Origin of the sequence: Idiomarina sp. H2 (assembly GCF_004364275.1) — a bacterium.
Classification (GTDB): domain Bacteria; phylum Pseudomonadota; class Gammaproteobacteria; order Enterobacterales; family Alteromonadaceae; genus Idiomarina; species Idiomarina loihiensis.
The window spans coordinates 119,639-143,478 of the sequence record NZ_SNZY01000001.1 but is presented as its reverse complement, the minus strand read 5'-3'; the positions used below and the strand labels follow the sequence as shown (position 1 = coordinate 143,478).

Below are 23,840 nucleotides of genomic sequence, written 5' to 3'. Positions count from 1 at the left end.
AGTCCCCTCTTGTAACGGGTCACCTAGATTAAATCACCAGTGCAGTGAAACTGAAACGCGGGAGAATCCAAAATCATGCGGGAGAATCTGAGTAAAGCTTGTCGTGACGCTGTGTGCGACGATGTCGCTTTGTTTGGTTTCGGTTTAGCCTGTGTCGCAAACTTTTTTACAGAATCCAGAGGTTAGCGACACGCTGCGTTTAAATGCCGGATTCGCTCAACGCCTTTTAAAAAGCGGTTTAAAGGCTGTTTGTTGTAAATTTATCGGTGCGGAAATTGTTGATTTCAGAGCCGTCCAGGTTGGCGTCCGAAAATAGGCTTGCAGACCGCACCGCACAAGCTCTATAAACATTATTTATAGCGCGACTTTTTGACATCATCAAAATCTATCTGAGTGTTTGTCGATTCGGACCACCTTCCCAATCACTTCAACTTTTTTACTGTCTTCCTGGTTCAGTTGCTCGTTGGAGTAATGCTCATTATCGGTCATTAAATGGAGTCCGTTGATTTTATGCTCCACTCTTCGCATAAATACCTTGCCCTGGACGCTAACCACATAGATGCCGCTGCTGGATAACGAGGCTCGGTCATCAATGATTGCGATCTCTCCCTGGGCAATTGTCGGTGCCATTGCTTCATCGGTCGGGAAAGCCGCTTTTAGGTGCTTGGGGTCGAGTTTTTTATCTGCCACCCAGCTCCGGCGTACGGGGTGAAAATTATAAAGGTCTAAATCTGTTCCGAAGTCGTGAAAGGCTGACTCGTTTTTGGGATTAATAACCGGCAATAAATAAAATGATTTAAATGGCTCGCTGAGCTCATTAATTAATTTACGAAATGCGACGTGGTTTTTAATTCCAATTTCGTCATATATCTCATGAGTATTATTAACCTTTGTTTCTGGCGGAGTTGGCTCCATGAGGTTATCAAATATTAAATTTAAAGCGTCTACTATTGCTTTCGTTTCTGTCGCTGAATTATCTGCATCCTCATAAATTTGCTTTGAAGTTTTATCCAGCATCATATTTCCGTTACCGGTCAGCAGCCAAAGCGGACTAACCCCTAACTCAGCGAACTTTTTTAGGACAACAGTTGAAGGGTTGCTTACATCCTGTTCGTTTGCCTGGTAACCACGAAGTGACATATCGACCATCTCTGCAAACGTTGATTGGTTGAGCCCAACCTCCTTCCGGGCTGCTTTAAGTCGCTCCCCAACCGTAAAACTTTGGGAATCTGAATTTTTTAATTCCATGTTTTTCATGCACTTACCTTAAAGTCACATTATTTTATGGTAGTCACTATTGTAAATAGTAACTTTATTTATCATCATGGCTTTATGAACACACAAGAAAGCCGCAAAAAAACCAGGATGGCACCTGGTCCTGCTTCCGACATGCACCCTGCTGACATCAAGTGTGCATTGGAAAAAGCAGGCTGGACGTTACGCCAGTTATCAAAAAAACACGGGTTCTCACCCAATGTCGTTGGTCGTGCTTTCCGGCGTCGTTATCCAAAAGCCCAAGAAATAATAGCTGAGGCTTTAGGTATGAAGCCTTGGGATATATGGCCTTCTCGTTATGACGAGAATAACAATCCGATCAAAAAGCATCGTGGATGGCCGACGTCGAAATCATTCAAACCGAAGCATAGTACAGAAGCTTCAGATAAGCGACAAGGAGAGCCGTCATGACGCTTGAGCAATCCTTAATTCCTGACGAAATTTCCGCAGCTGAACTGGCCGACATTATCGGCAAGCAAGAGCGGACGGTTTACCGTTTAAAAGAACGGCTTGGCTGGGCTGAAACAGAGCCTAAAAAGGTTGGTAGCGGAAAACCAAAACGGTTCATTTTAGTGCACTCTCTCGATGCTGAAACGCTTGAGACGGTAAAAGCGCATTATCTTCAAACCAAGAGTTCGGAAGAGTACCGGACGATTTTCGAAGGCTTGAGCGACGCTGCTATCGCACGTGGTAAAGCCGCTAGTGACATTCTGTTCCACTGGTCACTGTATTCACAAGGGCACGGCTCAGGCCGGCTGGCTCACGAGAGCTTTGCCAAGGCATACAATCGTGGTGAAGTCGAAGTAAATGCCGATACGCTAAAAACTAAGCGCCGCATAAGCTATACCACGCTTTATCGCTGGGAAAAGGATTATAAGGACAAAGGCTTTGTCGGTCTTACCGGTCAGTATCGTAAGCGGAAACAGAACAAAATCGCCAATCAGCCAGAGCTGGCTGATTTTGTTCAAGGCTTGATATTAAAGCGCCCAAGCCTGACAACGAAGGCTGAACAAATACGTCAGCTTATCGCGTCCAAAAAAGTGACCGAAGGGCGTGATTGGCATGTTCCAAGCCCTTCATCCATCCGCCGTTATGTTAAGTCGTGGGTTGAGAATAACCGCGCTTTAATTGCACTGAGCACAGATCCTGATGGATACAACAATTATATCCGCCCGTTATTCAGCCGCGATGATACCGGTCGCTATCCTAACGATTTGTGGCAATTAGACAGCACCCCAGCTGACGTTATTTTACAGGATGGTCGCTTCCACCTAGTTGCGGGGATTGATGTTTATACGCGCCGATTAAAAGTCATTGTTGCGCCTCAGAGCAACTCTGAAAGCATTTTAACACTGCTTAAACACATGATTATGGACTGGGGATTGCCGAATGATGGCGGCTGCGTAAAAACAGACCAAGGTGCTGATTACAAAAGTAACGCAGTAAAAATGGCGTTAAAGCGACTCCAGGTCGAGCAAACCATCAGTAATGCCTACTCCGGTTGGGAAAAATCGTTCATCGAGAGGGCTTTCAGAACGTTAAACCATTCCATCCTGGAATGGATGGCTGAGTTTTGTGGCCACAACGTTGCAGAGCGAAAACGCATTGAGGCGGTTAAGAGTTTTGCGCAGCGCCTGGCAGCTAAGAAACGCAACGGCGGAGAGATTATTGAAAGCAGCCTGACGTCTTATGAGCTTCAGGAGATCATCAATCAGTGGGTCGATATGTACCACGACAAGCCTCATTCCGGCCTGAATAAAAAGACGCCTAACCAGGTTTACCGTGAGTCTCGCTATCAGAAGCGTGTTGTAGACGAGCGTCAGCTTGTGGTTTGTATGAATTACGCCGGTTCGCGGTCAGTCACTCGCGGCGCTATTAAGCTGAACAACCGTGAATATGCCGCTGAGGAATTCCAAGATCCGACCACCGCTTATCTCGAAGTGGATGTTCATTACGACCCTGAGAACTTAGGTCGCGTTTTTTGTACACCTAAAGGAACGGATGGTACCGGCCAGGTCATCGTTGCATACGACAAAGAGTTGGTCGGCAATGAAATTGACCGCGCCCCATTCCAAAAGGCGCGCGCCGAAGGACAGCGCAAGCTGCGCGGATTGCTCAGGGAGCATAACTCCAAGGCTAGGTCGTTTGATATTCAAAACCTGCATAAAGCCCCTCTTGAAGCTGCTAAACAAGCCAAGCAAAACGTTACTGGCTTTGAAAGAGCGCCCGTTCAGGCTGCCAACCCATTTGGCGATATTGAAGCGGCTATTAAACGCTCAGCGCAAACCTCTGAATTTAAAGACACCGTCGAGGCTAAAAGCATCAGCGAAATGATTGCCGAGCAGCAGCGCGAGAAAGAGGAATTGAGCGCTCAGGAAGCGCCTATCCGCGAGCGTCGCCAGAAAATCATCCGTACCGAGGCGGACCTGATCCAAATGCTCATTTACAAAGAGCTGGAGGAAGGTTTAACCGAAGAAGAGCAAATGAAAGTTGAGGATTACATGATGAGTGACGTTGGTGAAATGCAGGTTAAAGCATGGCGTCAAGTCGCAACCTACGAGCACGCTAAACGAGCCAAAAACGGTTAGCGCGCTCGTAAATTACCACCCCAAAAGAGGACTTAAATTATGAAACATAAAGTGGTTACAGTCAAAAACGTTAACAAATCAATGAATCTGTTACGTAACTTGCAGAGTCGGTCATCAATTATCCCAGGCTTGGGATTGATTCACGGCCCCTCTGGCTTCGGTAAAACCACTACCGTTGTCTGGATGTTCAACCAAACCCGTAGCATCTATGTGCGCTGCTATGCCACCGACACACCCAGCTCATTCTTAGGGCGCGTGTTGCAGGAAATGGGTGAGGTACCACGTCCACCGCTTTCCAACATGGTTGACCAAGTGATTGAGCGCATTGTTATGGATCGCTGCTGCCTCTTTATTGATGAAATCGATCATGCAGTCAGTAACGACCGCATCATGGAAACCATCCGCGACATCTACGACAGCACCGAAGAGCCAATTGTAATGATTGGCATGGAGAAAATCGCCAAGCGCATTAGGCACCGCAAGCAAATGTCTAACCGCATCTCCGAGTGGGTCGAGTTTCAGCCGGCCGACCTAGACGACATGGAAATGCTGGTTAAAGAGCTGTTCGAAATTGATGTGGACATCAAGGAGGACATGCTCAGCTACATCTGCAATGAGAGCGGTGGCGACATGCGTCAAATTCTTGTTGCCCTGGAAAAGATTGAGCGTTTTGCCATGGCAAACAAGCTCGACGCAGTGGACCGCCGCAGTTGGGGCAAAGAGCCGCTGTTCCTATTGCAACGCCGTTAATGGCTGTCGTGCGCTAAAGATAATAAGGATAATCCAATGGATCATAAAAAGTTGTCAGTAACCGCCGAGTGTCAGTTAGCCGTTATGCGCGAGCTCGGCCAGTTCACCCGCTACGATGTGATGCGCAAGCTGGACGTGTCCCGCACCCATGCGCAGACCATGGTTAACCGCCTTCGTCGTAAAGGCTATGTCGAAGAAGTGGGCTTTACTGAAGGCCGTTTAAAAAAGCGTTTAAAGGTCTTTCAAGTGACCAGCAAACCCATCGACCTTGCCTTACCGGCACGTCAGAAAATCTGGAACACCCTGCGCATTTGCCGGGCGTTCACCAAGCCCGAAGTGTGCGCCGCGGCAGATGTCAGCATGGCGCTGGTTTCACGCTACGTGAACGAGCTTATTCGCTGGGGCTATGTGCGCAAAATCAACAATGGCCGTCCGGGCGAAGTAGCCGGTTATGCCCGTTATCGCCTGCTACGCAATACGGGCCCTGACTACCCTCGCGTGGCACCGCAAACCTGCTCCGACCCCAACAACGGCGAAGTGCGCAAAGTGGAGGCTGAATCATGCAATGGATAGACGTGTTAAAGCGCGAAGTCAGCAAGCAAGGATTAGGCGCTGTAGCTGAAATGATGGAGACCAGTCGTGCAGCGGTATCGCAACTGGTCAACGGTAAATACCCCGGCAACCTTGACCGCATGAGAGCCCGCGTTGAGGGCGTGTTCTTTAACCGTACTGTGGAGTGCCCGGTGGCCGGTGAAATACCGGCACAGCAATGCTTTAGCAATCAGCGCAAAAAGCCCGGTAGCAATCCGATGAACCTGCGTTTTTTCAAAGCCTGTCGCAGTGGCTGTCCGCATAGCCAGCAGAAGCAACAGTTCGGCGGTGAAGTGATTCCCACGCTGTACGTCAGCACCGACGAGCCACAGGAGTACAACCCGCATCGCACGTTGCACCTGTTAAAGACCCAGGCGACCAGCCAGGAAGACAGCAGCAAAGACGCGCAATTGACTTACATACAGTTGCTGGAGAGCGAAGTACACAACCTCGCAGCACGCCTAAAAACAGCAAACAAAGGTGAGTGACATGACCAAACAACAACAAAACTGGGCCGTCGCAATTCAGGCAGTGGAAAAGCTTCAGGCGCTTAATATCACCGTGTGCAATGTGTGTATTTCGGCCAGCAAACCGGTGATCACCATTGAACCACCCAAGGGCGTGCGCTTTGCGCAGCGCCCTGCCGAAGTCTCAATCCGCCGGGGCGGCGGTGAGCTCGTCAGAATCCGTACCGGAATGTTCGAAGGCTGCGCTGTGCGCTGGCTGAACGAACGCATCATTGACCAAGTGCACTAGGGGAAACCAATGCAACAAGAACAGTACAAAAAAGACGCCAAAGGCCGTCTGATTCCGATTGACCAAATCCACGAGCTGGACATTTTAAAAGATGACTTTGTGAACGAGATGGTCACCAAAGCCAAAGAGAAAAACGGCGATTTAAAAGCCTTTAAAAAGGCGTTATTCGACGACTTTGGCACCTTCATGGAAATGATAGCCGAGCGCTACCAAACCACAGTGGGCGGCAAAAAAGGCAACGTGACCATCTATTCATTTGATGGTCGTTACAAGCTGTCAGTTGCTGTCCAGGACCGCATCACCCTGGGCCCTGAATTACAGGTGGCGGAAAAACTCATTAAAGAGTGCGTCCGGGACTGGTCACAGGATGCCCGCTCCGAGCTTAAAACCTTGGTTGAGCGTGTCTTCGAGACCGACAAGGAAGGCAATATCAACACCCGCGAAGTGCTGGCACTGCGTCGTTATGAAATTGAGGACGAGCGCTGGCAAAAAGCCATGGACGCTATTTCTGACGCCATCAACGTGGTCGGCAGCAAAGAGTACATGCGCTTTTACGAGCGTGACAGTGCGGGTGATTACAAGCCTATCTCCGTCGATTTTACCAAAGTCTAGCGAAACGCCCTTCGGGGCGTCTGTCAGGCGTGGCGGCCAGGCACTGATGAGCAGCCAAACATTGAACCAAAACAACGAGGCAGAACAATGAAACTCGATTTTTTAAAGACATTGCAGGAGGTACAGCCCTGCGGCCTACGGGCAATTATAGAAGTACTTGATGAGAGCTATCCGGTAATGGCGTATTCCGACTGGAAAGAACTTGCGGTGCAACTGATTGACGCTGGTTTTATAAAGCGCCAGGGCAACGGTCAGTACAACGTCACTCCTGCGGGTAAAGAAGCCATCGCCAAAGGCAAAGAGTTTTTAGAGGATGCACTGGGCAGTGATCAGGAATCCGATGAGCCGGAAGGTGATCATGGTGAACTGAAAATTACCGGCTATGACATGGGCGAAGGTGATTATCACGCCGAGACTGAAATTAAGGCATCGTCGAAGCCAGCTCCTGAACACCCTTGGCGCAAGCCTTTGCTGGCTAGTAATCCAGTTACCGAGGAAATCCAAAGAAAGGAGCGCGAGGAAAAAGCGCGCAAGGCAGATGATACAACAGCCGAAGAAACGAAAGGTCACGCTAAAGAGAGCGCAACTGCGGAATCTATAAGTGATTCACTCTCGTTCTCAGAGCGTACCCCAAAGCACGATGTGCCAATGAAGTTCTATGCATGGACCACAAAGTCCGACCTCGAAAAAGTCGACACCGACGAGCTATTAAGCCGCCATCAAGTGCTTAAAGAGCATCTGGATGAAATCAAGTCAGTGGTTAATCAGCGAATCAACAGCGCTTTTTATCCGAGCACGCAACGGGAGAGCGGCCATGTCTGAGTTAACCAACCGCCTAAAGCGCGCTAGAGCTCATACAGGCCTAAACCAAACCGACTTTGCTCGCCAAGTTGGTCTATCAATGCGTGGTTATCAAGCGCAAGAGAGAGCTATTGCTAGGCCTTCATTCGCGGTTTTAGAGAAGTTCGCCGAACTAGGAATTAATGCAAATTGGTTGCTTACCGGTGAAGGGGAAATGCTACTTAATGATACGGGTGAAGGCAAGTTCAAGGCACTGAGGCAAGAGGTTGTTCGGGTGTTGGCCAGAATAAAAATTGGCAAGATACAAACCAAAAAGGAAGTCTACGGAGAGCTGTATAAAGCGCTCTATGATAAACGCCCTACGGAAGAGCTGCCAGCCGATGAGACACCTAATGCTGAACAGCCAAACGAGACATCGCTTTTGGAAACCCAAGTAAACGCCAATAAAAAGAAGATCGACACCTTATGGGAGTGCGCCCGGGCTACCAATATCCAAATTGAATGCTTGCTTAAACTAAACAACCGCACTCGCCAGCCACTCATTAAGCGAGTATGGGACTGGGTGTTCGGCAATAACGTAGAAGCCTAAGCGAAACGCCCTTCGGGGCGTCTGGCTGGCGTGGTTGCCAGTCACTGATGAGCAGCCAAAAGGTTTTAAAATGGATAAATGGAAATCTCTAGAAAGCCAACTCCAAGGCATGTTTTGCGAGGTTAAGGCGCAAGTTGAGGGTTACGAGCTGGAATTTAAAAAGCAGTTAGACGGCGAAAAGCTGGTGGTCAGCGTGTTCGTTAACGGTTGGATAAAAGGTGCATGGGCATCGGTTGACCCAGAGGGTAACCCAAAACATCCAGAGGGACGCTTCTGGTGTCCGAAGAAAATGCGTGTATGGCCAAAGAAGAGATACGCAGAATTGAAACGTATTTACGGCAAAAAGAAAGCAGACCATATGACTGCGTTACGCGTGAGCTGTGTGCTGCCCGCCTTCAGCTCTCCCAGAGCCCTGACGGCATTTTACCGTAAGCATTTTCCTGAGCTTCAATTCGTTTGCCAGAACTGTGGAGAAACCTATGAAGTAAGCTGCCAAGCCTGCACCGCTGAGCAAGTTGGCCAATAAGCGAAACGCCCTTTGGGGCGTCTGACTGGCGTGGTTGCCAGTCACTGATGAGCAGCCGAGGTGAGTAATGAATAGCAAGGCAAGATTAATACAGCTTATCCATGTGGCCAAGCGAGAATTGCATCTCGATGATGCAACCTATCGAGCCGCATTGCAGGGCGTTTGCCAAAAAACGTCATGCAAAAACATGAGCGTGGCCGAGCTGGAAAAGGTTTTTAATCACTTTGAAGAAAAAGGCTTTGAAAAACGCGCTAAAAAGAACAAAAAACGCCAGTCGCCCTCTTCTAAAAAGCCAGTCAGAGTTGGAGAGGTTCGTGTTATCCGGGCTATTTGGATACAGGCGGCCAAAGATAAGTTATTACACGACGGTTCGGAAGAAGCCCTGGATAATTGGGTTTTCCGTATGAGCGGCGTTCGTCACGTTGGCTGGTTAAGCTATGACAGCGCTTTCAAAGTGCTTGAGTCATTAAAAAAATGGCATAAGCGTCTGATGATCAATTGGTTAGATGCTGAATTCGGGTATAGTTATGCGCTCCTGGACAAGGACGAAACGTTGCCGTACGCAGAAGTAAGCAAGGTCTTTGAGGCGTGTCGTAAGGCTCAAGAGGAGCGCAAAAATGCAGAATGAAATGTTTGAAGACGATAAAAACCTTGATGAATTGTTGAGCAAAGCGGAAGATATAGAGCTTGATTCAACGGCATGGCCGCATGCACTGGCCGAGCTGGTCAGTATTTTTAAAGATGAAATGACCAGTTCTGCTAAGCTGGACGAAGGCAAAGCGTTAAAGCTGGCAAAACGGCTAGTAGCACGCCAGGCGCACCATATGGGTGGCAGGCAGTATTATCTGCCACGTGATGAACGGCTGAAAAAAGCTTTGCGCGATGTCGATATTTGGCAACGTTATGATGGTCGCAACATTGATATGCTGCAACGCGAGTACGGTTTAACGAGCCAGCAGATTTACGCGATTTTGCGCGAGCAGCGCCAGTTAGAGCGCGACCGTCGTCAACATAAACTATTTGGGTAGGGAGGCCTTATGGAACAGCAAGATGATTTCAAACAACAACCGGAAGACAGCGATTCAGGGCAAGTATATGGGATTTTAGCCGCCATCGTTTTGGTGCTTATTATGTTTTACTTTGCCTACGCAAAAAGTGATGTTGATTTATTCGTAGAAGATATGGACAGGAGTTGCTATAGACAGGTGGCCAGCGCTCTGTCTGATGAAAACCGAGATGCTCACGACTTCGAAATAGATGAAGTTTATGAGCACAGCGATGGTGAATATACTGTAGTTGGCGATGTCACCTCGCATTCGCGCAATCTTGGTTTATATCACTTCTGGGACTTTGCCTGTGATGTAAGCATTGACGACGAAGGCAATCAAACACATTCAATGGTTCAGCTCACTGTCGAGCACAAAAAATTCAAGAAGTTCCTTTCTAACCACATCCCCAAAAGTAGCAAAACGCTTTAATCCCCACGTTTGACCAATAGCCGCCACCATGGCGGCTATGAACAAAAAAACACTTTTCTCAGACCAAGACGCCGAGCTCCAGAAAACCTTTGAACTGGGGCTGGCCTTTGTATTCGAGGTTGAAGGCATTGAGTCCGACGACCCCGACGACAAGGGCGGCTTAACGCGTTTCGGCATCGCCCAAAACTATAACCCGGACGTGGACGTGGCTCGACTCACTCGCGACCATGCCGAACTGCGCTATCTAACCAATTACTTCTATCCGGCCAGCTGCGAGGACTTACCGCGCCCTATCGCTATAGCGGTGTTCGATGCGTCGGTTAATCATGGCTCGATAACCGCCGTTAAGCTGCTCCAGTCAGCACTGCGTGTCAAAGCCGATGGACTCATTGGTCCGGTAACAATTGCCGCGATTGAGTCACGCAACCAACAGCAATTGCTCATTGATTTTCTGTCACATCGCGCCCTGCGCTACCACGAAATTGCCGCAGAAACGCCGTCGCAAACCAAGTTTATACGCGGTTGGATGCGTCGTTTGTTCAAGCTTCAGCATTACCTTAACAACCTTTCAAAAGGGGTTCGGCAGTGAATGGGCGCAAGATCAAATTGCCTGCCCCGACCTTTCCGACCACGGGGTTTCATGGCTTTAAGAAACGCTTTGTGGAGGGCTGGAACGAGCGCCTGATTGCTGAGTTTAACCATCGTTTAAACGGCACTGAAGTTACCTTTAAAAACCCGTTTGGTCCGGTTCACTTAGCCAGAAGTTATGAAGCCGGCTGGTTCGCTGTGAGCGACATTGAAATTGACCAAATGATGGTCATGAATGAGCGCGCCGTCAGTAATGACGATGCGGGCCGTCGCCTGTTTAACCAAACCCGCCAACGCTTGTTTGGCAAACGCTATGGAGCATCTCATGTGGGATAAAGTAAAAGAGTTTATCGGTGGTGCGGCTCCGGTCGTTGGCTCGCTATTAGGTGGGCCCGCAGGCGGCGCGACCGGCTCATTAATCGCCAGTTGGCTGGGTGTTGAAGACAGCCCGGAAAAGGTTTTAGAGAAGTTACAGACCGACCCGAAAGCCATGGTTGAGCTGAAGAGAATGGAAAGCGAAGAGCGCAAACAGTTGCGTGAGCTGGAGCACCAGGCCGCTATGGCCAAGCTAAAAGACCGGCAGCACCAACACGAGCAGCAACAGGAAACCATTCGAAGCGGTGACAACGCGGAAGATGAGTACGTGCGCCGCACTCGCCCGAAGATTGCACGGCGGGCGTTTTACTTCGGCTTTGCCTATATCGCGCTGTTTGAACTGCTGGCGGTGTTCGATAAAGGCGACGGTGCCAGTTGGGAAATTGCCGGCATGTTCTTAGCGCCGACCCTCGCTTATATGGGTTTCCGCACGCTAGACGGCTTCGGTAACAAATTCAAGTTTTTGGGTAAAAAGAATGGATCAGTTTGACCGCGCCCAGAAGCTGGAGCAAATACATCGAGACCGGGCTATCAATGCCGCGAAAAGACGACCGTCCGAGCAGCCAATGTTTGTCGAGGGCATTCAGGTCTGCATTGATTGCCTGGACGACATTGACCCAGTGCGCCTTAAGCATATTCCCGATGCGGTGCGCTGTATAAGTTGCCAACAAGATTACGAACGGAGGAATGTGCAGTGATGCAGTGGCTAGTGGACTTCGCGCCTTACATTATCGCGGCGCTTCAGATATTGGCATTTCTGGGGTTCTTGGTGCTGTCCAAGCATTTCGCCTCTCGCTCTGCCCAGGAGAAGAACGAGCAAGAGCTGCAAAAGGTTAACTTGCGCCTGACTCGCGTAGAAGACGCGGTAGAGAAAGCGCCCAGTCATGGCGAAATCAGGCAGCTGGAGCGACAGCTCGGGCAAGTGAGTTCGGATATTAAGCGGTTGGAGCCGTCCATAAAACAGCTTAGCAACCACGTCGATATGCTGTTCGAAAAGGAGCTTAATAAGAAATGAGTTTGCGCCAAATTCGGGCGGAGAGCTTCCGCCTATCGATCTTAATTGCGTTGGTCAATGAGCCCAGTTATCGCATGAATGATAGCGAAATTCGCACGGTGTGTGCGCACTTTGGTAACTCAATGAGTAGCGACGAATGTCGGGGCAATCTGCACTGGCTGGAGACTCAGGGGCTGGTCACGTTGGATTCTCATACCGGCTACACCATTGCCAAGTTGACCACCCAGGGGCAGGACGTAGCCGAGGGCATCATTACATGGCCGGGCGTAAAACGCCGGAGAGCCTGACATGAGTAAAAAAACACGCGGCAAGCCGAGCAAAGTGGATCAGTTACCCGGGCAAATTAAAGAGCGCCTGGACAAGCTATTGCGCGATGGCCGGTTGACTCAGGCGGACATTCTTGAGCAGGTGAACCAGGCTATTGATGGTTCCGGCTTGCCGGATGAACTGAAGCTGTCACGCTCAGGGTTAAACCGTTACGCCACCTCGATGGAGACGGTTGGTCAACGTATCCGCGAGGCGCGTGCTGTTTCCGACCAGTGGATAGCCAAGCTGGGTACCGAGCCCTCCGGCGAAGTGTCACAACTGCTTATCGAGATGGTACGAACGCTTGCGTTTGACCAGGTGCTGAAGATGAGCGACAGCGGTGAAGCCGTTGAACCGAAGATGTTAAAAGACCTTTCACACGCCATCGAACGGCTGGAAAAAGCGGCGGTTGAATCGACCAAGCGAGAGCTTGAATTGCGCAAACGCATGGCCGAAGACGTTGAGAATGACCTGCGCGGTGTTGATGGCATGTCGGAAGAGCTGGAAGACCGAATTCGCGGCATTCTGCTGGGCCGGGAATAACCATGACAGGATATAGCGATGGCTAAAATGAAGGTGCGGCCAACGGCACCACCGCGCAAGATAGACTTGCGCGAAGAGTGCCAACTGGCCGGGGTGGATTCCCATGACAGCGACTTGCGACTTTCACCGGCCAAACAGCCGGTGTTACTGCCTTATCAGGCGCGCTGGATGGAAGATGACGCCAACATTAAGATTGCTGAAAAGTCGCGCCGGACCGGTATCACCTGGGCGGAAGCTAGTGATAACGTCTTAACCGCATCCAAACCTAAGCATCGCGGGGGCGGCAATGCGTTCTACGTCGGCTCTAAAAAGGAAATGGCGCTGGAATACATTGCCGCCTGTTCGTTGTTTGCTAAAGCTTATAATCAATTAGCTGAAGCTGACGTCTACGAGCAGCCATTCTGGGATGAAGGCAAACAGGAAGAAATACTCAGTTATATGATCCGCTTCCCCAACAGCGGATTTAAAATTCAGGCACTCAGCTCACGCCCGTCGAACCTGCGTGGTTTGCAGGGTGATGTGATCATCGATGAAGCCGCCTTCCATGAGTCCCTCGATGAATTATTAAAAGCGGCCATGGCCTTAACCATGTGGGGCAACCGTATCCGCATCATATCGACCCATAACGGCGTTGATAACCTGTTTAACCAGTACATTAACGATGCCCGGGCGGGCAAAAAAGACTACTCGGTGCACACCATTACCCTGGATGATGCCATCGAGGAAGGGCTTTATAAACGCATCTGCTTTGTGACCGGGCAAGAATGGTCTTTAGAGAAGCAACAAAAGTGGCGGGATGATCTGTATAAGAACGCCCCGGATGAAGCCTCGGCCAATGAAGAATATGGCTGTGTGCCCAAGCAATCAGGCGGTCACTACATTAAGCGGGTACTGATTGAAAACGCCATGGTGCGCGACCGCTCTATTCCAATCGTGACGTTAAAAGCCCCGAAAGACTTTGAGCTGCGCACCGAGGAAGCCCGCAACCTCTTTATTGATATGTGGTGCGAAACACACCTGCTGCCCCTGCTGGAGCAGTTAAACCCGCTCAACCAACACGTCTTTGGTGAGGACTTTGCCCGTCGCGGCGATATGTCCGTATTTCTGCCGCTGGAAATTAAGCCGGACTTATCCAAACGCACCCCGTTTGTGGTGGAGCTGTCGAAGCTGACTTACGACGGCCAGCGTCAAATCATGTTTTACATTTTAGAGCGCCTGCCCCGCCTGCGCGCCATGGCGTTTGATGCCACCGGTAACGGCGGTTACTTAGCCGAAGCCGCCGCACTTAAATACGGCGTCGAAATGGTGGACCAGGTCATGCTAAACGACAACTGGTACCGCGAGTGGATGCCGAAACTAAAAGCGTCTTTTGAAGACGGCATGTATGAGTTGCCGCGTCATCAGAACGTCCTGGATGACTTTGCCAAAGTGCAGGTTAAAAACGGCGTTCCCAAAATTGATAAGGGCAGCGACAAACAAACGGATGGCACACAGCGCCACGGTGACTTTGCGGTTGCATTGGCGATGGCCGAACGCGCCAGTTGGATGGACGGCTCGCCGATTGAGTTCGAGGCGCTGCCGGCTAAACGCAGTGAGTGGGATGATGACGATGATGTCGATGTTTACGAGCCGTTCGACGGTGCCTGGTAGGAGAGCCTTATGAAACCAAGAGTAAAAGTTTATAACGGCGATAAGATTGATTTAACCGCCCTTCAAGAGGCGCAAACAGAGCGCTCTGAAGTCGCGCACTTATTGCAGCATTTCAGTAACCACCCATCGCGTGGGCTGACCCCGACCAAGCTGGCGGCCATTTTAAATGATGCCGAGCTGGGCAATATTGTTGCCCAGTGCGAGCTGGCTGAAGACATGGAAGAAAAAGACGCCCACATTTTCAGTGAGCTGCAAAAGCGTAAACGGGCTATGCTGGGCGTGGACTGGACAATTGAACCGCCGAAAGATGCCAGCAAAGCCGAAAAACGCGATGCCGAGATGATCACCGAATGGCTCGAAGACGGCGACTTCCTCGACGACTTAATTCTGGACATGGGCGATGCGATTACCAAAGGCTTCAGCGCCACTGAAATGAAGTGGCAGTACGAGCAGAAGCTGTGGACGCCGGAGCTTGAGTGGCGTGACCCGGCGTGGTTTAAAACCCATACGCTGTTTCGCAATGAGCTGCGGCTGCGTGACCACACGCCGGAAGGTGCGGCACTCGAACCGCTTAACTGGATAGTGCACCGCCACCAGGCGAAAAGCGGTTACATTGCCCGTACCGGTCTGGTGCGTGTGCTGGCCTGGCCGTTCCTGTTTAAGAACTACTCGGTGCGTGACTTGGCCGAGTTCCTTGAGATTTACGGCCTGCCGCTGCGCCTGGGCAAGTACCCCACGGGTGCCACCCGCGATGAAAAAAGCACCCTGCTGCGGGCGGTGATGTCGATTGGCCACAATGCCGGTGGCATCATTCCCAAAGGCATGGAAATCGAATTTAAAGACGCGGCCAAAGGCTCATCCGACCCATACAAAACCATGATCACCTGGGCGGAGCAATCCCAGTCCAAAGCAATACTGGGCGGAACACTGACCTCGCAGGCCGACGGCAAGACCTCAACCAATGCGCTAGGCAACGTGCACAACGAAGTGCGTCAGGAACTGCGTGACTCGGATGTTAAGCAAATTGGCCGCACATTAACATCACAGCTCATCATGCCGTTTTACATGCTGAACGGCACCAGCTTTACAAGTGAGCATCGCCGCCTGCGCTTTAAGTTCGACACCAAAGACGCCGAGGACTTAAAAAGCTTCAGCGAGTCGGTACCGAAACTGGTGGGCATGGGGATGCGCATTTCGAAACAGTGGGCGCATGAGAAAACCAACATTCCCGAAGCCAAAGACGATGATGACTTGCTGGTTGTCTCCAATAACAAATCACTGGTACCGCCGGCAGAGCCTGAACCAAAAGCCGCGAACCGGCGCATTGTGTCATTGCGTCGTGAGAGCGATATTGACGATGACGCGACCGATGATTTTATCAGCCAGCTGCAACAGCGCATGGCTCCCATGCTGGAGAATATGACCGACGAAGTGCGTCAGCTCGTTGAGCAGGCCGAGTCCCTGGAAGAGCTTCAGGACGCACTGGCGGAGCTTGATATTGACAGCGAGCAAATGGGCAACCTGATAGCACAGTCAATGCTGGCCGCTGAGCTGGCCGGTCGCTCGGATGTGGAGGACGGTGAGTGATGATAATTAAACGCTTTGAAGACCGCTACCGTGGCAACGGCTGGCACATATCTGGTCGGCGATGGACAATCGCATTTCGTTGGCGCTGGCGGGCAGCATTCATTAGACCGCCAGGGAAGCCGGGGTATACCCGAATTTACATAGGCCCGGTGGAATTTGAGTGGCGCGCTAAGGTGGGTAACTTATGAAGTACATCGGAAGCGGGTTATGGGCTGTTGCAGCGGCGTTCTTGGAAGTATCAGGCTTTGGTTTTAGCGCACTTATCTTTGGTGTTGTCGGTCTGCTCATTGCTATGCTTGGCTCTAGTAGCGCTGTGTTTAAGCTGAACTACAAAACCAAGGACGGTGAGTAATGCCGAGCGCTCAGTACGGCTCTCTGCCCTTTGAAGAGGCGATAAAGTACTTCCGGCAAAAGCTCAACGTGCCGACGGAGCGCTGGGCGGATGTCTGGGGCAAAGCGCACGACCGTGCCTTTATGGTCGCCGGTGCCATGAAAGACGATTTACTCAATGACTTTCGCATGGCCGTGGATGATGCCATTGCTAACGGCCGGTCAATTAGCTGGTTTAAACGTGAGTTCAAAAACATTGTGGCGCGCCATGGCTGGTCGCATACCGGCAACGCGAACTGGCGTTCACGGGTTATCTATGAGACCAACGTCAGGCAGAGTTACAACGCGGGCCGTTACGCTCAGTTGCAGCGCTTCCCTTTCTGGGAATATCGCCACGGTGACTCCATTGTGCCAAGGCCATTGCATTTATCCTGGGACCGCTTGGTATTGCCAAAAGACGATCCATGGTGGGCGAAGCACTTCCCGACCAACGGCTACGGCTGCAAGTGTAAAGTCTATGGCCGCTCTGAAAACGAAATGCAGCGCCGTGGCCTGACACCAGGCAACGCACCCAATGACGGCACGTATGAATGGACCGACACAGTCACGGGTGAGGTTTTTGAGATGCCGCGCGGCATTGACCCGGGCTTTGACTACGCGCCCGGTTCAGGTGTTGAAACCCGCTCATTGGCTCAGGTTGCCGAGCGCAAAGCCAAAGTCTATGAGCCGCCCGAGCGGGTGGTACCGGATTTATTTTCCACGGCCAGAGGCGTCACCAACGATACCTTTAACGCGATATGGCAGCGCGCCCCGGGTAACCTGAAGAGCTCAGTCGATACGCTCAGCCGGTTTATGGCTTTGCACCCGACTAAGACGCTCTTTATTAAGCAGACCGAAATTGGCACCAACAATAAAGCCTCGCGCAATATTCAGGAGGACGTGGCCGCATACCTTGGCCTCGATGCCAGGGACCGTCAGTGGACGTATGGGCGCGCTACCCGCGCCGCAGGATATACGGCTGTGCCCTGGGACTTTACAGTAGTGAAGGTAAAAGCCGACACCCGCTTTTCTAATGTCGATTTAACGCGCATTCAAACCGAGTTAAAAGCACTCTTAAACGAGCGCCGCGACGGCAAGCTCGAATGGTCAATGTCTCGCCGTTTGCGCCAAAAAGGCTATAATGATGACGGTGTGTTAATTACCTGGTTGCATGAGCTTGGCCATCAGATCCACTTTTGGGGTGGACAGGCCAACTGGACATCACGTGCTCGCGATGGCCTTATCACGCGTTACGGCGGCACCAACGCCGAAGAGTTCTTTGCCGAGCACTTTGTTATGTGGTTTTTTGCCCGCGATGAGCTGCGCCGGTGGTCGATTGATTTGGCCGACTGGATAGATGAGCAGGTAGACAGTGCCATGACATCAAATCGAAAAGGAAACTGGAAACGATGAGTAAAGGTGTTGTAGAGACCGCACAAGAAATTGTTAATCAATCGCCGACCGTTGAGAATGCGCGGCGGTTGAATCGTCTTATTCGTGAGGCCAAAGGTGAAGATAAAGACTTTATCTATGATCTGGTCGAGTCGTTCCTGATGCAGGTGGAAGAGCCCAGTCAGCGCGATGCGCTGCTTAAGGAGATAGACTAATGGCCGGTGCACGCGTTGTTGTCGATGGCAGTACTGCCGTTATAAAGCAAGTCCTTGACACATTGCGCAAGCAAGGCGTTGACCTCAGCGAACCCAACGCCGAAGTGGGTGAATACCTGATTGAATCGCACCAGGACCGCTTTGACCGCGCCGAGTCACCAGACGGTGATGCCTGGGCGCCGCTGTCGGAAAGTTACAAGGCGCGCTCTAAACGCCCCAGTGATATCCTGATTGAGGACGGCATACTCAAAGGGACGCTGAACTACAACGCCTCTCAGGAAGAGCTGTTGTTCGGCACGCCGATGGAATACGGTGCCGCCCACCACTTCGGTTACGAGAAACGCAACTTACCCGCCCGCCCCTGGCTCGGATTATCCGATGAGGATGAAAACGTCGTTATCGCGATTTTTCGGGCGCACCTCTCAGAAGCGTTTTAAGCGCCTTAAATGATTTATCCGCTACGATGGTTCAAAGTCACCCCTGAAAATCCCGTGACGGAAAATTTAAACGGGTTTTAAACGGGGTCAGGGTGTTTTGCTCGGGTGCGGTTTTACACCTGCGCGTAATAACCCACAACTTTTGATTGAAAACTGACCCGTTGTTCTGGATAGTAATAACGCCTGGTCAACCACCGACCACCAAAGCTACCCCCTCAAAAAGTAGCAAAACACTTTAATCCCAACCTCCCCCCGAGTGTCGCCAATATGGGCGGCATGAAAACGAAAAAGCACCCAAACCCAATTGTCGCTCTGACGACTCGCCGCCCGGAGGCTGATGCTTCCGGCATGGCCGTTATGAGCACCATCATTACGCTCGCCGAATCCGGCAAGCGTCGCGTCCAGCTTTTGCCTGACGGTGAGTTCCGCGCCAAGGACGGTCGTCCGTTCGATGCCCCGCACTGGGTGATGAACCAGGACGTTGCTGACCGTTTGATTAGCAAGGTTTCTGCCCGCGCTAACGATCTGCACTTTGACTACGAGCACCAAACCCTGAATTCAGAAGCTAACGGCAAAGAAGCGCCGGCGGCGGGCTGGTTCCGTGAGCTTGAGTACGTGCCAGGCGAAGGGCTATTTGCGCTTGAGCCGGCCTGGACATCCAAAGCCAAAGCCTACATCGACAACAAAGAATACCGCTATGTGTCGGCTGTGTTCCCCTACGACAAAGAAACCGGCGAAGTCACCGACCTCTACCACGCGGCGCTGACCAACGACCCCGGCTTAGACGGCATGAAGTCGCTGGCGGCCATGAAGCACTTTACCCCTACGCCCGAGTCCTCGGGCATTCAACCACAACAGGAAGATAGTCCGATGAACGAAGCACTGAAATTGTTGCTGACGACATTAGGCATTGAATTTGAGGCGAAAGACCTTGAAGACAAAGCCGCCTGTAAAAAGCTCGCCGACAAGGCTGATGAAGCAATTGCCGCACTGAAGGCAAAAGCCGAGGCCTCGGATGAGCTGACGACAGAAGTCGCAGCACTGAAACAACAGCAGGCCGACCCGGCCAAGTACGTTCCGATTGAGGTGGCTAACGAGTTGCGCACGCAAATCGCGGCCCTCAAAAGCGGCGGCGATGAAGCAGCGGTTGCTGCCTTGATTGACACCGCGCGCTCGGAAGGTCGCTTACTGGCCTCGGAAGAAGCCTGGGCGAAACAGCTGGCTGAAAAGCACGGCGTTGAAGCGCTCAAATCGAACCTTGAATCACGCCCTTCGGTAGCGGCCCTTACGCGTGACAACAAGGACAAGGCGTCTGGCAAAGACAGCAAGACCGTCACAAAGCCAGATGGAGAAGAAACCGAGTTAACAGCGGACGAATTGGCGATTTGTAAAGCCTGCAATCTCGACCCTGAAGACTACAAGAAACAGCGAGGTGGTCAGTAATGCCATTAACGAATGACCGCGATACTCATCGCTCAGACCTGACGCTGGTCACCGACCCGGTGGCGGCATCCGCCCGCATTTTTGGCGGTTCGATTGTGATGCTGGACAGCTCTGGCAATGCCGTGCCGGGTGCTACAGCAGCCGACCTGGTAGCTCGGGGCATTAGCCAGGAGCACGTGGATAATTCTGCCGGCAGCGCCGGTGAAAAAAACGTCCGCTCTCGCCGTGGTGTTTTCTGCCTGACGAATGACGGCAGTGTGACCCGCACAGATATTGGTGGCCAGGCATACGTAGTCGATGACGAAACTGTGGCAAACAGTGACGGCACCGGCACACGCTCGGCTTTGGGCAAAATTATTGACGTAGACGCCAAAGGTGTCTGGGTCGAAATCGCTTAAGGGGCGTTGTAATGATTGTTAATAAACAGAACCTGAGCACGCTTTACGTTGCGATTAAAACCGCGTTTAACAAGGGTTTAAAAAGCAACGAAGTGCTATGGAGCCGCGTGGCGACGGAAGTCCCATCGAGCACCAAAGAAGAAAGCTACAAGTGGCTGGGTCAATTCCCGCGCCTGCAAAAGTGGATTGGTGACCGTGTCATCAAAAACTTAAAAGCGCACAGCTACTCAATCACTAACGAGAAATTCGAGTCAACCGTCGGTATTCCGAAGGACGACATTGAAGACGACACCTACGGCGTGTTCACCCCGTTGTTTGAAGAGATGGGTTATTCCGCACTAACGCACCCTGATGAGCTGGTGTTTGGTTTGTTGGCCAAAGGCTTTGATGAGCTGTGTTACGACGGCCAGAACTTTTTCGATACCGACCATAAGGTAGGCGAAGACTCGGTGAGCAACATGCAAGCCGGCAGCGGTGTGCCATGGTTCCTGCTCGACACCAACCGTCCGTTAAAACCGATCATCTTCCAGAAGCGCCGTGACTACAGCATTAAAGCGCGTCAGGACGATACCTCGGAAGCGGTCTGGCAGCGTGATGAGTTTGAGTACGGCGTCGATGCGCGGGTTAACGCAGGCTTTGGCTTGTGGCAGTTGGCCTTTGGCTCGAAAGCTGACCTGACCGCCGCGAACTTCGATACCGCCATGGAATCCATGATGGGCTTGAAGTCAGACGAAGGTCGTCCGCTGGGTGTTCGTCCTAACTTGCTGGTCGTCGGTCCGAAGAATCGCGCCAAAGCGAATCAGGTGATCGAAGTGATGAACCAGGAAGGCGGCGCGAGTAACCCGAACTACAAAGCCGTTGAAGTGTTAGTGGTTAGCTGGCTCGACTAAACGATTGAGCTGATGTTCTCCCTGGAGCCGCCTGTGCAGTAACGGCGGGCGGCTTTTTTTAACCGAGGAAAGACGATGTCTAAGAGTAAATTAATTGCAGCCATTGCTATGGTCGCCGCCCATGACGGTTACCGCCGTGCGGGGATTGACCTGGTCAAAGGCGAAAATAAGCTGGAAGTGACAGAAGCACAGTTTGCGCAGCTCGATGCTGACCCGCGCATTTCCGTGCAGCGTGTGGCTGAAAGCAAGTCATCAACCAGTCAAAGCACCGGAGGCGATAAAAAAGAGCCGACGAAAGTGACCTTTGATGCCGAAGCGCCGGACGAGCTGGACTTATCCAAGTTCGAGCCCGAAGGCTTAGCCCATTACGTGGCCGCCATTTACGCTCAACACAAAGCCGGCAAGCTGGAGCTTAATGCTGACGGCAAACCGAACGTGGGTGACTTAGCGGTGGAAGTGGACGGTAAAACGGTCAAGCCAAATGCAACAGACCGCGATACCGTTTGGGAAGGCTACAAAGCGTTAATTGGAGCCTAAGCGATGAGTTATTGCTTAGTGACTGACCTTGTGGCGCGTTTTGGCGAGCGTGAGCTCATGGCGCTGACGGACCGGGACGGGACAGGCTCTGTCTCCGATGTGGTTGCTCAACATGCAGTCGATGACGCCTCGGCGCTCATTGATGGTTATTTGCATGGCCGTTATAACCTGCCCCTGAACCCGGTCCCCAGCGTGCTGACCTCGCTGTGTGCAGATATAGCTCGCTATAAGCTGTACGACAACGATGCGCCTGAGGTCGTCACTAAGCGATACGACACCGCCATTGCCTTTTTGAAGTCAGTTGGTCGTGGCGAGGTGACGCTTGGTGTCAACACCGACAATAGCGCCCCAAGCTCGACCGACCTGCCGGATATTCAGTCAGGCGGCAATGTGTTTAACCGCGATAAATCCAAAGGCTTTATCTGATGATGCGCGAGTTGATTGAGCAGCGCCTGCAAACACTTACGCTGGATGGTGAGCCGGTGTTTCAGCACATTGAGTCCGCCACCAACCTCGACTCGGTCATCAAAAATAATCGTATTGCGACGGACACAGCCTTCGTTATTCCGATGACGGACCGGGGCGCAGCTGACCAGCTGAACACTTATCAGTTTCAGCAGCCCATTACGACCGGCGTTGGTGTGGTGATTGCCTGTCGTAGCATTAACGACCGCCTGGGCAGTGATGCCATTGAGCGCATGGAGTCGCTGAAAGTTCACGTTCGCCAGCACCTTTTGGGCTGGGAGCCAAGCGAAACCTATGAGGCCTTGCTGTTTGACCAGGGCCGCATTGTGTCATTTAGCAAAACAGCGGCCTTTTGGTTAGAGCAATACCGCAGCCGCTTCACATTCAGAGGACAAGACCATGTCTCGTAAGACGAAAAAACGCCTGTTGCTGGCCGCATTGCGTGATGCCGGCGGCTACGGCGAAGACCACATTATCGACAATGCGGTGACCCCCAAAGCCATGCAGACGATGGACTTGGAAGTCACGCCGATTGAAGCGACGGAAGTGGACCGCGAGTTCGACAACGGTCGCCCGGGTAATAATCAGTTTCTGGTTGTTGGTAAGCACTGCAAAGTGACGTTCTCAGTTGAGCTGACCGGCGGCAGCGACCCGATTACGCCGGCCAATTACACAACGGTGCTTCAGGCCTGCGGCTTTAGTGAGACCGTCGGTACCACCGAAGTGACGTACGAGCGTATTGACGACAACACCGAGAAAGACGTGACGCTTCACGCCTATATCGATGGTGTGAATCACAAAGTTTTGGGCGCGCGTGGCACCTATAAGTACATCGCCAAAATCGGTGAAGTGCCCAAGATTGAGTTTGAGTTCACCGGCCTGTTTGGTGGTCTAGCGGGTGAAAGCATCCCGGCAGCGGACTTTAGCGGCTGGCAAATTCCGGCCACGGTCGGCGCGAAACACACCACTATGACGCTAGACAGCACTGAGTTGTCGATGCACGAGTTTGAGCTTGATGGCAAAACCGAAGTCATTTACAGCGAGAACACCAAATCCGAGCAGGTGTACATCACTGACTGGAAGCCCGACGGCAAGATTGTGTTTGAAGCGCCGGCACATGCCGATTTTGATCCAACGTCTGTTTATGTCGCCGGTGCCACGATGCCAATCAACTTAGTGCACGGTACGGTTGACGGCAACATCGTCACCATCGCCAGTACGGCCATCCAGTTAGGTAAGCCCACCTACGGCGATAAAGACGGTGTACTGACGTTCGACTGCCCGTTCCGGGTTATTCAAGATGAAACGCTGGTGACTGCGTAGTCGCCGGCTAACAGGGAGAAATAGACATGGGTTTTAAGTTTAAACGCGTTAATGAAATTACCTGGCCGGTGACGGCAGACGTCCCTCAGGATGGCGGCAAAACCGAAAAGCACGACTTCTTTTGTCGGTTCCGTTACATCACCCGCTCTGAATTTAATCGCCTTCAGGCACTGGGTGAAGAGGCGCTGATGCGTCATGTGATTGTCGGTGTGGGTGAGACGAAAGAAGACATCGATACCACTGAAAAGACGATCCGCGAAGTGACCGAAGTGCCCTATTACACCTCGGCCATTTACCAGGCATTTCTAAAAGTGCTGATAGGGGCTGAAGCAAAAAACTAG

At 51.7% G+C, this 23,840-nt stretch carries 35 protein-coding genes and 3 other RNA genes; 37 read left to right on the top strand and 1 reads right to left on the bottom strand.

Features of this window, described 5'->3' with window-relative positions; all coding sequences use genetic code 11:
* Positions 1–378: 378 nt before the first annotated feature.
* On the bottom strand, positions 379–1,257 hold the full coding sequence (locus DET62_RS00775) for a S24 family peptidase (protein ID WP_110012678.1): 879 nt from the start codon (positions 1,255–1,257) through the stop codon (positions 379–381).
* Between the two features lie 27 nt (positions 1,258–1,284).
* Here DET62_RS00775 and DET62_RS00770 point away from each other — a divergent pair, with 27 nt between their 5' ends.
* The 37 genes from DET62_RS00770 (at position 1,285) to DET62_RS00595 (ending at position 23,840) form a co-directional block, all read left to right on the top strand.
* Positions 1,285–1,686, top strand: a complete 402-nt coding sequence (locus tag DET62_RS00770) for a helix-turn-helix transcriptional regulator (protein ID WP_243734821.1) — start codon at positions 1,285–1,287, stop codon at positions 1,684–1,686.
* Positions 1,683–3,863, top strand: coding sequence for a DDE-type integrase/transposase/recombinase (locus DET62_RS00765; RefSeq protein WP_110012679.1), 2,181 nt, complete (start codon positions 1,683–1,685; stop codon positions 3,861–3,863). The genes DET62_RS00770 and DET62_RS00765 overlap by 4 nt, the downstream gene beginning before the upstream one ends.
* Before the next feature lie 39 nt (positions 3,864–3,902).
* On the top strand, positions 3,903–4,613 hold the full coding sequence (locus DET62_RS00760) for an ATP-binding protein (RefSeq protein ID WP_110012680.1): 711 nt from the start codon (positions 3,903–3,905) through the stop codon (positions 4,611–4,613).
* Between the two features lie 36 nt (positions 4,614–4,649).
* Positions 4,650–5,186: a helix-turn-helix domain-containing protein gene (locus DET62_RS00755; RefSeq protein WP_110012681.1), complete on the top strand. Its 537-nt coding sequence runs from the start codon at positions 4,650–4,652 to the stop codon at positions 5,184–5,186.
* Positions 5,174–5,692, top strand: coding sequence for a hypothetical protein (locus DET62_RS00750; protein ID WP_110012682.1), 519 nt, complete (start codon positions 5,174–5,176; stop codon positions 5,690–5,692). Before DET62_RS00755 ends, DET62_RS00750 begins: the two co-directional genes overlap by 13 nt.
* Before the next feature lies 1 nt (position 5,693).
* Positions 5,694–5,960, top strand: coding sequence for a hypothetical protein (locus DET62_RS00745; protein WP_110012683.1), 267 nt, complete (start codon positions 5,694–5,696; stop codon positions 5,958–5,960).
* Between the two features lie 9 nt (positions 5,961–5,969).
* Entirely contained in the window at positions 5,970–6,572 is a 603-nt protein-coding gene (locus DET62_RS00740) for a DUF3164 family protein (RefSeq protein WP_110012684.1), read from the top strand.
* Positions 6,570–6,632: hammerhead ribozyme type II (locus DET62_RS00735), an RNA gene on the top strand. The genes DET62_RS00740 and DET62_RS00735 overlap by 3 nt, the downstream gene beginning before the upstream one ends.
* A 27-nt stretch (positions 6,633–6,659) precedes the next feature.
* A complete protein-coding gene (locus DET62_RS00730) occupies positions 6,660–7,394 on the top strand; it encodes a hypothetical protein (protein WP_110012685.1) in 735 nt (244 codons plus the stop codon).
* Positions 7,387–7,962, top strand: coding sequence for a helix-turn-helix transcriptional regulator (locus DET62_RS00725; protein WP_110012686.1), 576 nt, complete (start codon positions 7,387–7,389; stop codon positions 7,960–7,962). The genes DET62_RS00730 and DET62_RS00725 overlap by 8 nt, the downstream gene beginning before the upstream one ends.
* Positions 7,961–8,023: hammerhead ribozyme type II (locus tag DET62_RS00720), an RNA gene on the top strand. Before DET62_RS00725 ends, DET62_RS00720 begins: the two co-directional genes overlap by 2 nt.
* 9 nt (positions 8,024–8,032) lie before the next feature.
* Positions 8,033–8,488: a hypothetical protein gene (locus tag DET62_RS00715; RefSeq protein ID WP_110012687.1), complete on the top strand. Its 456-nt coding sequence runs from the start codon at positions 8,033–8,035 to the stop codon at positions 8,486–8,488.
* Positions 8,487–8,549: hammerhead ribozyme type II (locus DET62_RS00710), an RNA gene on the top strand. The genes DET62_RS00715 and DET62_RS00710 overlap by 2 nt, the downstream gene beginning before the upstream one ends.
* A gap of 6 nt (positions 8,550–8,555) precedes the next feature.
* Positions 8,556–9,116 (top strand): regulatory protein GemA, encoded by a 561-nt coding sequence (locus DET62_RS00705; RefSeq protein ID WP_110012688.1) that lies wholly within the window; start codon positions 8,556–8,558, stop codon positions 9,114–9,116.
* On the top strand, positions 9,106–9,516 hold the full coding sequence (locus tag DET62_RS00700; protein ID WP_110012689.1) for a Mor transcription activator family protein: 411 nt from the start codon (positions 9,106–9,108) through the stop codon (positions 9,514–9,516). Before DET62_RS00705 ends, DET62_RS00700 begins: the two co-directional genes overlap by 11 nt.
* Before the next feature lie 9 nt (positions 9,517–9,525).
* Complete coding sequence (locus DET62_RS00695; protein WP_110012690.1) at positions 9,526–9,966, top strand: hypothetical protein; 441 nt, start codon at positions 9,526–9,528, stop codon at positions 9,964–9,966.
* A gap of 37 nt (positions 9,967–10,003) precedes the next feature.
* Positions 10,004–10,555: a glycosyl hydrolase 108 family protein gene (locus DET62_RS00690; protein WP_166635809.1), complete on the top strand. Its 552-nt coding sequence runs from the start codon at positions 10,004–10,006 to the stop codon at positions 10,553–10,555.
* Complete coding sequence (locus DET62_RS00685; RefSeq protein WP_110012692.1) at positions 10,552–10,890, top strand: hypothetical protein; 339 nt, start codon at positions 10,552–10,554, stop codon at positions 10,888–10,890. The genes DET62_RS00690 and DET62_RS00685 overlap by 4 nt, the downstream gene beginning before the upstream one ends.
* On the top strand, positions 10,880–11,419 hold the full coding sequence (locus DET62_RS00680; RefSeq protein WP_110012693.1) for a hypothetical protein: 540 nt from the start codon (positions 10,880–10,882) through the stop codon (positions 11,417–11,419). The genes DET62_RS00685 and DET62_RS00680 overlap by 11 nt, the downstream gene beginning before the upstream one ends.
* Positions 11,406–11,627: a TraR/DksA C4-type zinc finger protein gene (locus DET62_RS00675; protein WP_110012694.1), complete on the top strand. Its 222-nt coding sequence runs from the start codon at positions 11,406–11,408 to the stop codon at positions 11,625–11,627. The genes DET62_RS00680 and DET62_RS00675 overlap by 14 nt, the downstream gene beginning before the upstream one ends.
* Positions 11,627–11,944, top strand: coding sequence for a DUF2730 family protein (locus DET62_RS00670; RefSeq protein WP_110012695.1), 318 nt, complete (start codon positions 11,627–11,629; stop codon positions 11,942–11,944). Before DET62_RS00675 ends, DET62_RS00670 begins: the two co-directional genes overlap by 1 nt.
* Entirely contained in the window at positions 11,941–12,231 is a 291-nt protein-coding gene (locus tag DET62_RS00665) for a hypothetical protein (protein WP_110012696.1), read from the top strand. Before DET62_RS00670 ends, DET62_RS00665 begins: the two co-directional genes overlap by 4 nt.
* A gap of 1 nt (position 12,232) precedes the next feature.
* Positions 12,233–12,793 (top strand): DUF3486 family protein, encoded by a 561-nt coding sequence (locus DET62_RS00660; RefSeq protein WP_110012697.1) that lies wholly within the window; start codon positions 12,233–12,235, stop codon positions 12,791–12,793.
* An 18-nt stretch (positions 12,794–12,811) separates the two neighbouring features.
* Complete coding sequence (locus tag DET62_RS00655) at positions 12,812–14,443, top strand: terminase family protein (RefSeq protein WP_110012698.1); 1,632 nt, start codon at positions 12,812–12,814, stop codon at positions 14,441–14,443.
* A gap of 9 nt (positions 14,444–14,452) precedes the next feature.
* Positions 14,453–16,030, top strand: coding sequence for a DUF935 domain-containing protein (locus DET62_RS00650; protein WP_110012699.1), 1,578 nt, complete (start codon positions 14,453–14,455; stop codon positions 16,028–16,030).
* Between the two features lie 184 nt (positions 16,031–16,214).
* A complete protein-coding gene (locus tag DET62_RS14420; RefSeq protein WP_166635810.1) occupies positions 16,215–16,382 on the top strand; it encodes a hypothetical protein in 168 nt (55 codons plus the stop codon).
* A complete protein-coding gene (locus tag DET62_RS00645; RefSeq protein WP_110012701.1) occupies positions 16,382–17,812 on the top strand; it encodes a phage minor head protein in 1,431 nt (476 codons plus the stop codon). Before DET62_RS14420 ends, DET62_RS00645 begins: the two co-directional genes overlap by 1 nt.
* Positions 17,809–18,006, top strand: a complete 198-nt coding sequence (locus DET62_RS00640) for a hypothetical protein (RefSeq protein WP_110012702.1) — start codon at positions 17,809–17,811, stop codon at positions 18,004–18,006. Before DET62_RS00645 ends, DET62_RS00640 begins: the two co-directional genes overlap by 4 nt.
* A complete protein-coding gene (locus DET62_RS00635; protein ID WP_110012703.1) occupies positions 18,006–18,443 on the top strand; it encodes a phage virion morphogenesis protein in 438 nt (145 codons plus the stop codon). Before DET62_RS00640 ends, DET62_RS00635 begins: the two co-directional genes overlap by 1 nt.
* Positions 18,444–18,719: 276 nt before the next feature.
* On the top strand, positions 18,720–19,886 hold the full coding sequence (locus DET62_RS00630) for a phage protease (protein ID WP_166635811.1): 1,167 nt from the start codon (positions 18,720–18,722) through the stop codon (positions 19,884–19,886).
* Entirely contained in the window at positions 19,886–20,284 is a 399-nt protein-coding gene (locus tag DET62_RS00625; RefSeq protein WP_110012705.1) for a hypothetical protein, read from the top strand. The genes DET62_RS00630 and DET62_RS00625 overlap by 1 nt, the downstream gene beginning before the upstream one ends.
* A gap of 11 nt (positions 20,285–20,295) precedes the next feature.
* A complete protein-coding gene (locus DET62_RS00620; RefSeq protein WP_110012706.1) occupies positions 20,296–21,174 on the top strand; it encodes a Mu-like prophage major head subunit gpT family protein in 879 nt (292 codons plus the stop codon).
* A 75-nt stretch (positions 21,175–21,249) separates the two neighbouring features.
* On the top strand, positions 21,250–21,711 hold the full coding sequence (locus tag DET62_RS00615; protein ID WP_110012707.1) for an HI1506-related protein: 462 nt from the start codon (positions 21,250–21,252) through the stop codon (positions 21,709–21,711).
* A gap of 3 nt (positions 21,712–21,714) precedes the next feature.
* Complete coding sequence (locus tag DET62_RS00610; RefSeq protein ID WP_110012708.1) at positions 21,715–22,137, top strand: phage protein Gp36 family protein; 423 nt, start codon at positions 21,715–21,717, stop codon at positions 22,135–22,137.
* On the top strand, positions 22,137–22,586 hold the full coding sequence (locus DET62_RS00605; protein ID WP_110012709.1) for a hypothetical protein: 450 nt from the start codon (positions 22,137–22,139) through the stop codon (positions 22,584–22,586). Before DET62_RS00610 ends, DET62_RS00605 begins: the two co-directional genes overlap by 1 nt.
* Complete coding sequence (locus DET62_RS00600; RefSeq protein ID WP_110012710.1) at positions 22,576–23,499, top strand: hypothetical protein; 924 nt, start codon at positions 22,576–22,578, stop codon at positions 23,497–23,499. The genes DET62_RS00605 and DET62_RS00600 overlap by 11 nt, the downstream gene beginning before the upstream one ends.
* A gap of 26 nt (positions 23,500–23,525) precedes the next feature.
* Entirely contained in the window at positions 23,526–23,840 is a 315-nt protein-coding gene (locus tag DET62_RS00595; protein WP_110012711.1) for a hypothetical protein, read from the top strand.

Coding starts and splice junctions, on each gene's coding strand:
- DET62_RS00775 (WP_110012678.1), bottom strand. CDS start 1,257: ATGAAAAACATGGAATTAAAAAATTCAGATTCCCAAAGTTTTACGGTT.
- DET62_RS00770 (WP_243734821.1), top strand. CDS start 1,285: ATGGTAGTCACTATTGTAAATAGTAACTTTATTTATCATCATGGCTTT.
- DET62_RS00765 (WP_110012679.1), top strand. CDS start 1,683: ATGACGCTTGAGCAATCCTTAATTCCTGACGAAATTTCCGCAGCTGAA.
- DET62_RS00760 (WP_110012680.1), top strand. CDS start 3,903: ATGAAACATAAAGTGGTTACAGTCAAAAACGTTAACAAATCAATGAAT.
- DET62_RS00755 (WP_110012681.1), top strand. CDS start 4,650: ATGGATCATAAAAAGTTGTCAGTAACCGCCGAGTGTCAGTTAGCCGTT.
- DET62_RS00750 (WP_110012682.1), top strand. CDS start 5,174: ATGCAATGGATAGACGTGTTAAAGCGCGAAGTCAGCAAGCAAGGATTA.
- DET62_RS00745 (WP_110012683.1), top strand. CDS start 5,694: ATGACCAAACAACAACAAAACTGGGCCGTCGCAATTCAGGCAGTGGAA.
- DET62_RS00740 (WP_110012684.1), top strand. CDS start 5,970: ATGCAACAAGAACAGTACAAAAAAGACGCCAAAGGCCGTCTGATTCCG.
- DET62_RS00730 (WP_110012685.1), top strand. CDS start 6,660: ATGAAACTCGATTTTTTAAAGACATTGCAGGAGGTACAGCCCTGCGGC.
- DET62_RS00725 (WP_110012686.1), top strand. CDS start 7,387: ATGTCTGAGTTAACCAACCGCCTAAAGCGCGCTAGAGCTCATACAGGC.
- DET62_RS00715 (WP_110012687.1), top strand. CDS start 8,033: ATGGATAAATGGAAATCTCTAGAAAGCCAACTCCAAGGCATGTTTTGC.
- DET62_RS00705 (WP_110012688.1), top strand. CDS start 8,556: ATGAATAGCAAGGCAAGATTAATACAGCTTATCCATGTGGCCAAGCGA.
- DET62_RS00700 (WP_110012689.1), top strand. CDS start 9,106: ATGCAGAATGAAATGTTTGAAGACGATAAAAACCTTGATGAATTGTTG.
- DET62_RS00695 (WP_110012690.1), top strand. CDS start 9,526: ATGGAACAGCAAGATGATTTCAAACAACAACCGGAAGACAGCGATTCA.
- DET62_RS00690 (WP_166635809.1), top strand. CDS start 10,004: ATGAACAAAAAAACACTTTTCTCAGACCAAGACGCCGAGCTCCAGAAA.
- DET62_RS00680 (WP_110012693.1), top strand. CDS start 10,880: ATGTGGGATAAAGTAAAAGAGTTTATCGGTGGTGCGGCTCCGGTCGTT.
- DET62_RS00675 (WP_110012694.1), top strand. CDS start 11,406: ATGGATCAGTTTGACCGCGCCCAGAAGCTGGAGCAAATACATCGAGAC.
- DET62_RS00670 (WP_110012695.1), top strand. CDS start 11,627: ATGCAGTGGCTAGTGGACTTCGCGCCTTACATTATCGCGGCGCTTCAG.
- DET62_RS00665 (WP_110012696.1), top strand. CDS start 11,941: ATGAGTTTGCGCCAAATTCGGGCGGAGAGCTTCCGCCTATCGATCTTA.
- DET62_RS00660 (WP_110012697.1), top strand. CDS start 12,233: ATGAGTAAAAAAACACGCGGCAAGCCGAGCAAAGTGGATCAGTTACCC.
- DET62_RS00655 (WP_110012698.1), top strand. CDS start 12,812: ATGGCTAAAATGAAGGTGCGGCCAACGGCACCACCGCGCAAGATAGAC.
- DET62_RS00650 (WP_110012699.1), top strand. CDS start 14,453: ATGAAACCAAGAGTAAAAGTTTATAACGGCGATAAGATTGATTTAACC.
- DET62_RS14420 (WP_166635810.1), top strand. CDS start 16,215: ATGAAGTACATCGGAAGCGGGTTATGGGCTGTTGCAGCGGCGTTCTTG.
- DET62_RS00645 (WP_110012701.1), top strand. CDS start 16,382: ATGCCGAGCGCTCAGTACGGCTCTCTGCCCTTTGAAGAGGCGATAAAG.
- DET62_RS00640 (WP_110012702.1), top strand. CDS start 17,809: ATGAGTAAAGGTGTTGTAGAGACCGCACAAGAAATTGTTAATCAATCG.
- DET62_RS00635 (WP_110012703.1), top strand. CDS start 18,006: ATGGCCGGTGCACGCGTTGTTGTCGATGGCAGTACTGCCGTTATAAAG.
- DET62_RS00630 (WP_166635811.1), top strand. CDS start 18,720: ATGAAAACGAAAAAGCACCCAAACCCAATTGTCGCTCTGACGACTCGC.
- DET62_RS00625 (WP_110012705.1), top strand. CDS start 19,886: ATGCCATTAACGAATGACCGCGATACTCATCGCTCAGACCTGACGCTG.
- DET62_RS00620 (WP_110012706.1), top strand. CDS start 20,296: ATGATTGTTAATAAACAGAACCTGAGCACGCTTTACGTTGCGATTAAA.
- DET62_RS00615 (WP_110012707.1), top strand. CDS start 21,250: ATGTCTAAGAGTAAATTAATTGCAGCCATTGCTATGGTCGCCGCCCAT.
- DET62_RS00610 (WP_110012708.1), top strand. CDS start 21,715: ATGAGTTATTGCTTAGTGACTGACCTTGTGGCGCGTTTTGGCGAGCGT.
- DET62_RS00605 (WP_110012709.1), top strand. CDS start 22,137: ATGATGCGCGAGTTGATTGAGCAGCGCCTGCAAACACTTACGCTGGAT.
- DET62_RS00600 (WP_110012710.1), top strand. CDS start 22,576: ATGTCTCGTAAGACGAAAAAACGCCTGTTGCTGGCCGCATTGCGTGAT.
- DET62_RS00595 (WP_110012711.1), top strand. CDS start 23,526: ATGGGTTTTAAGTTTAAACGCGTTAATGAAATTACCTGGCCGGTGACG.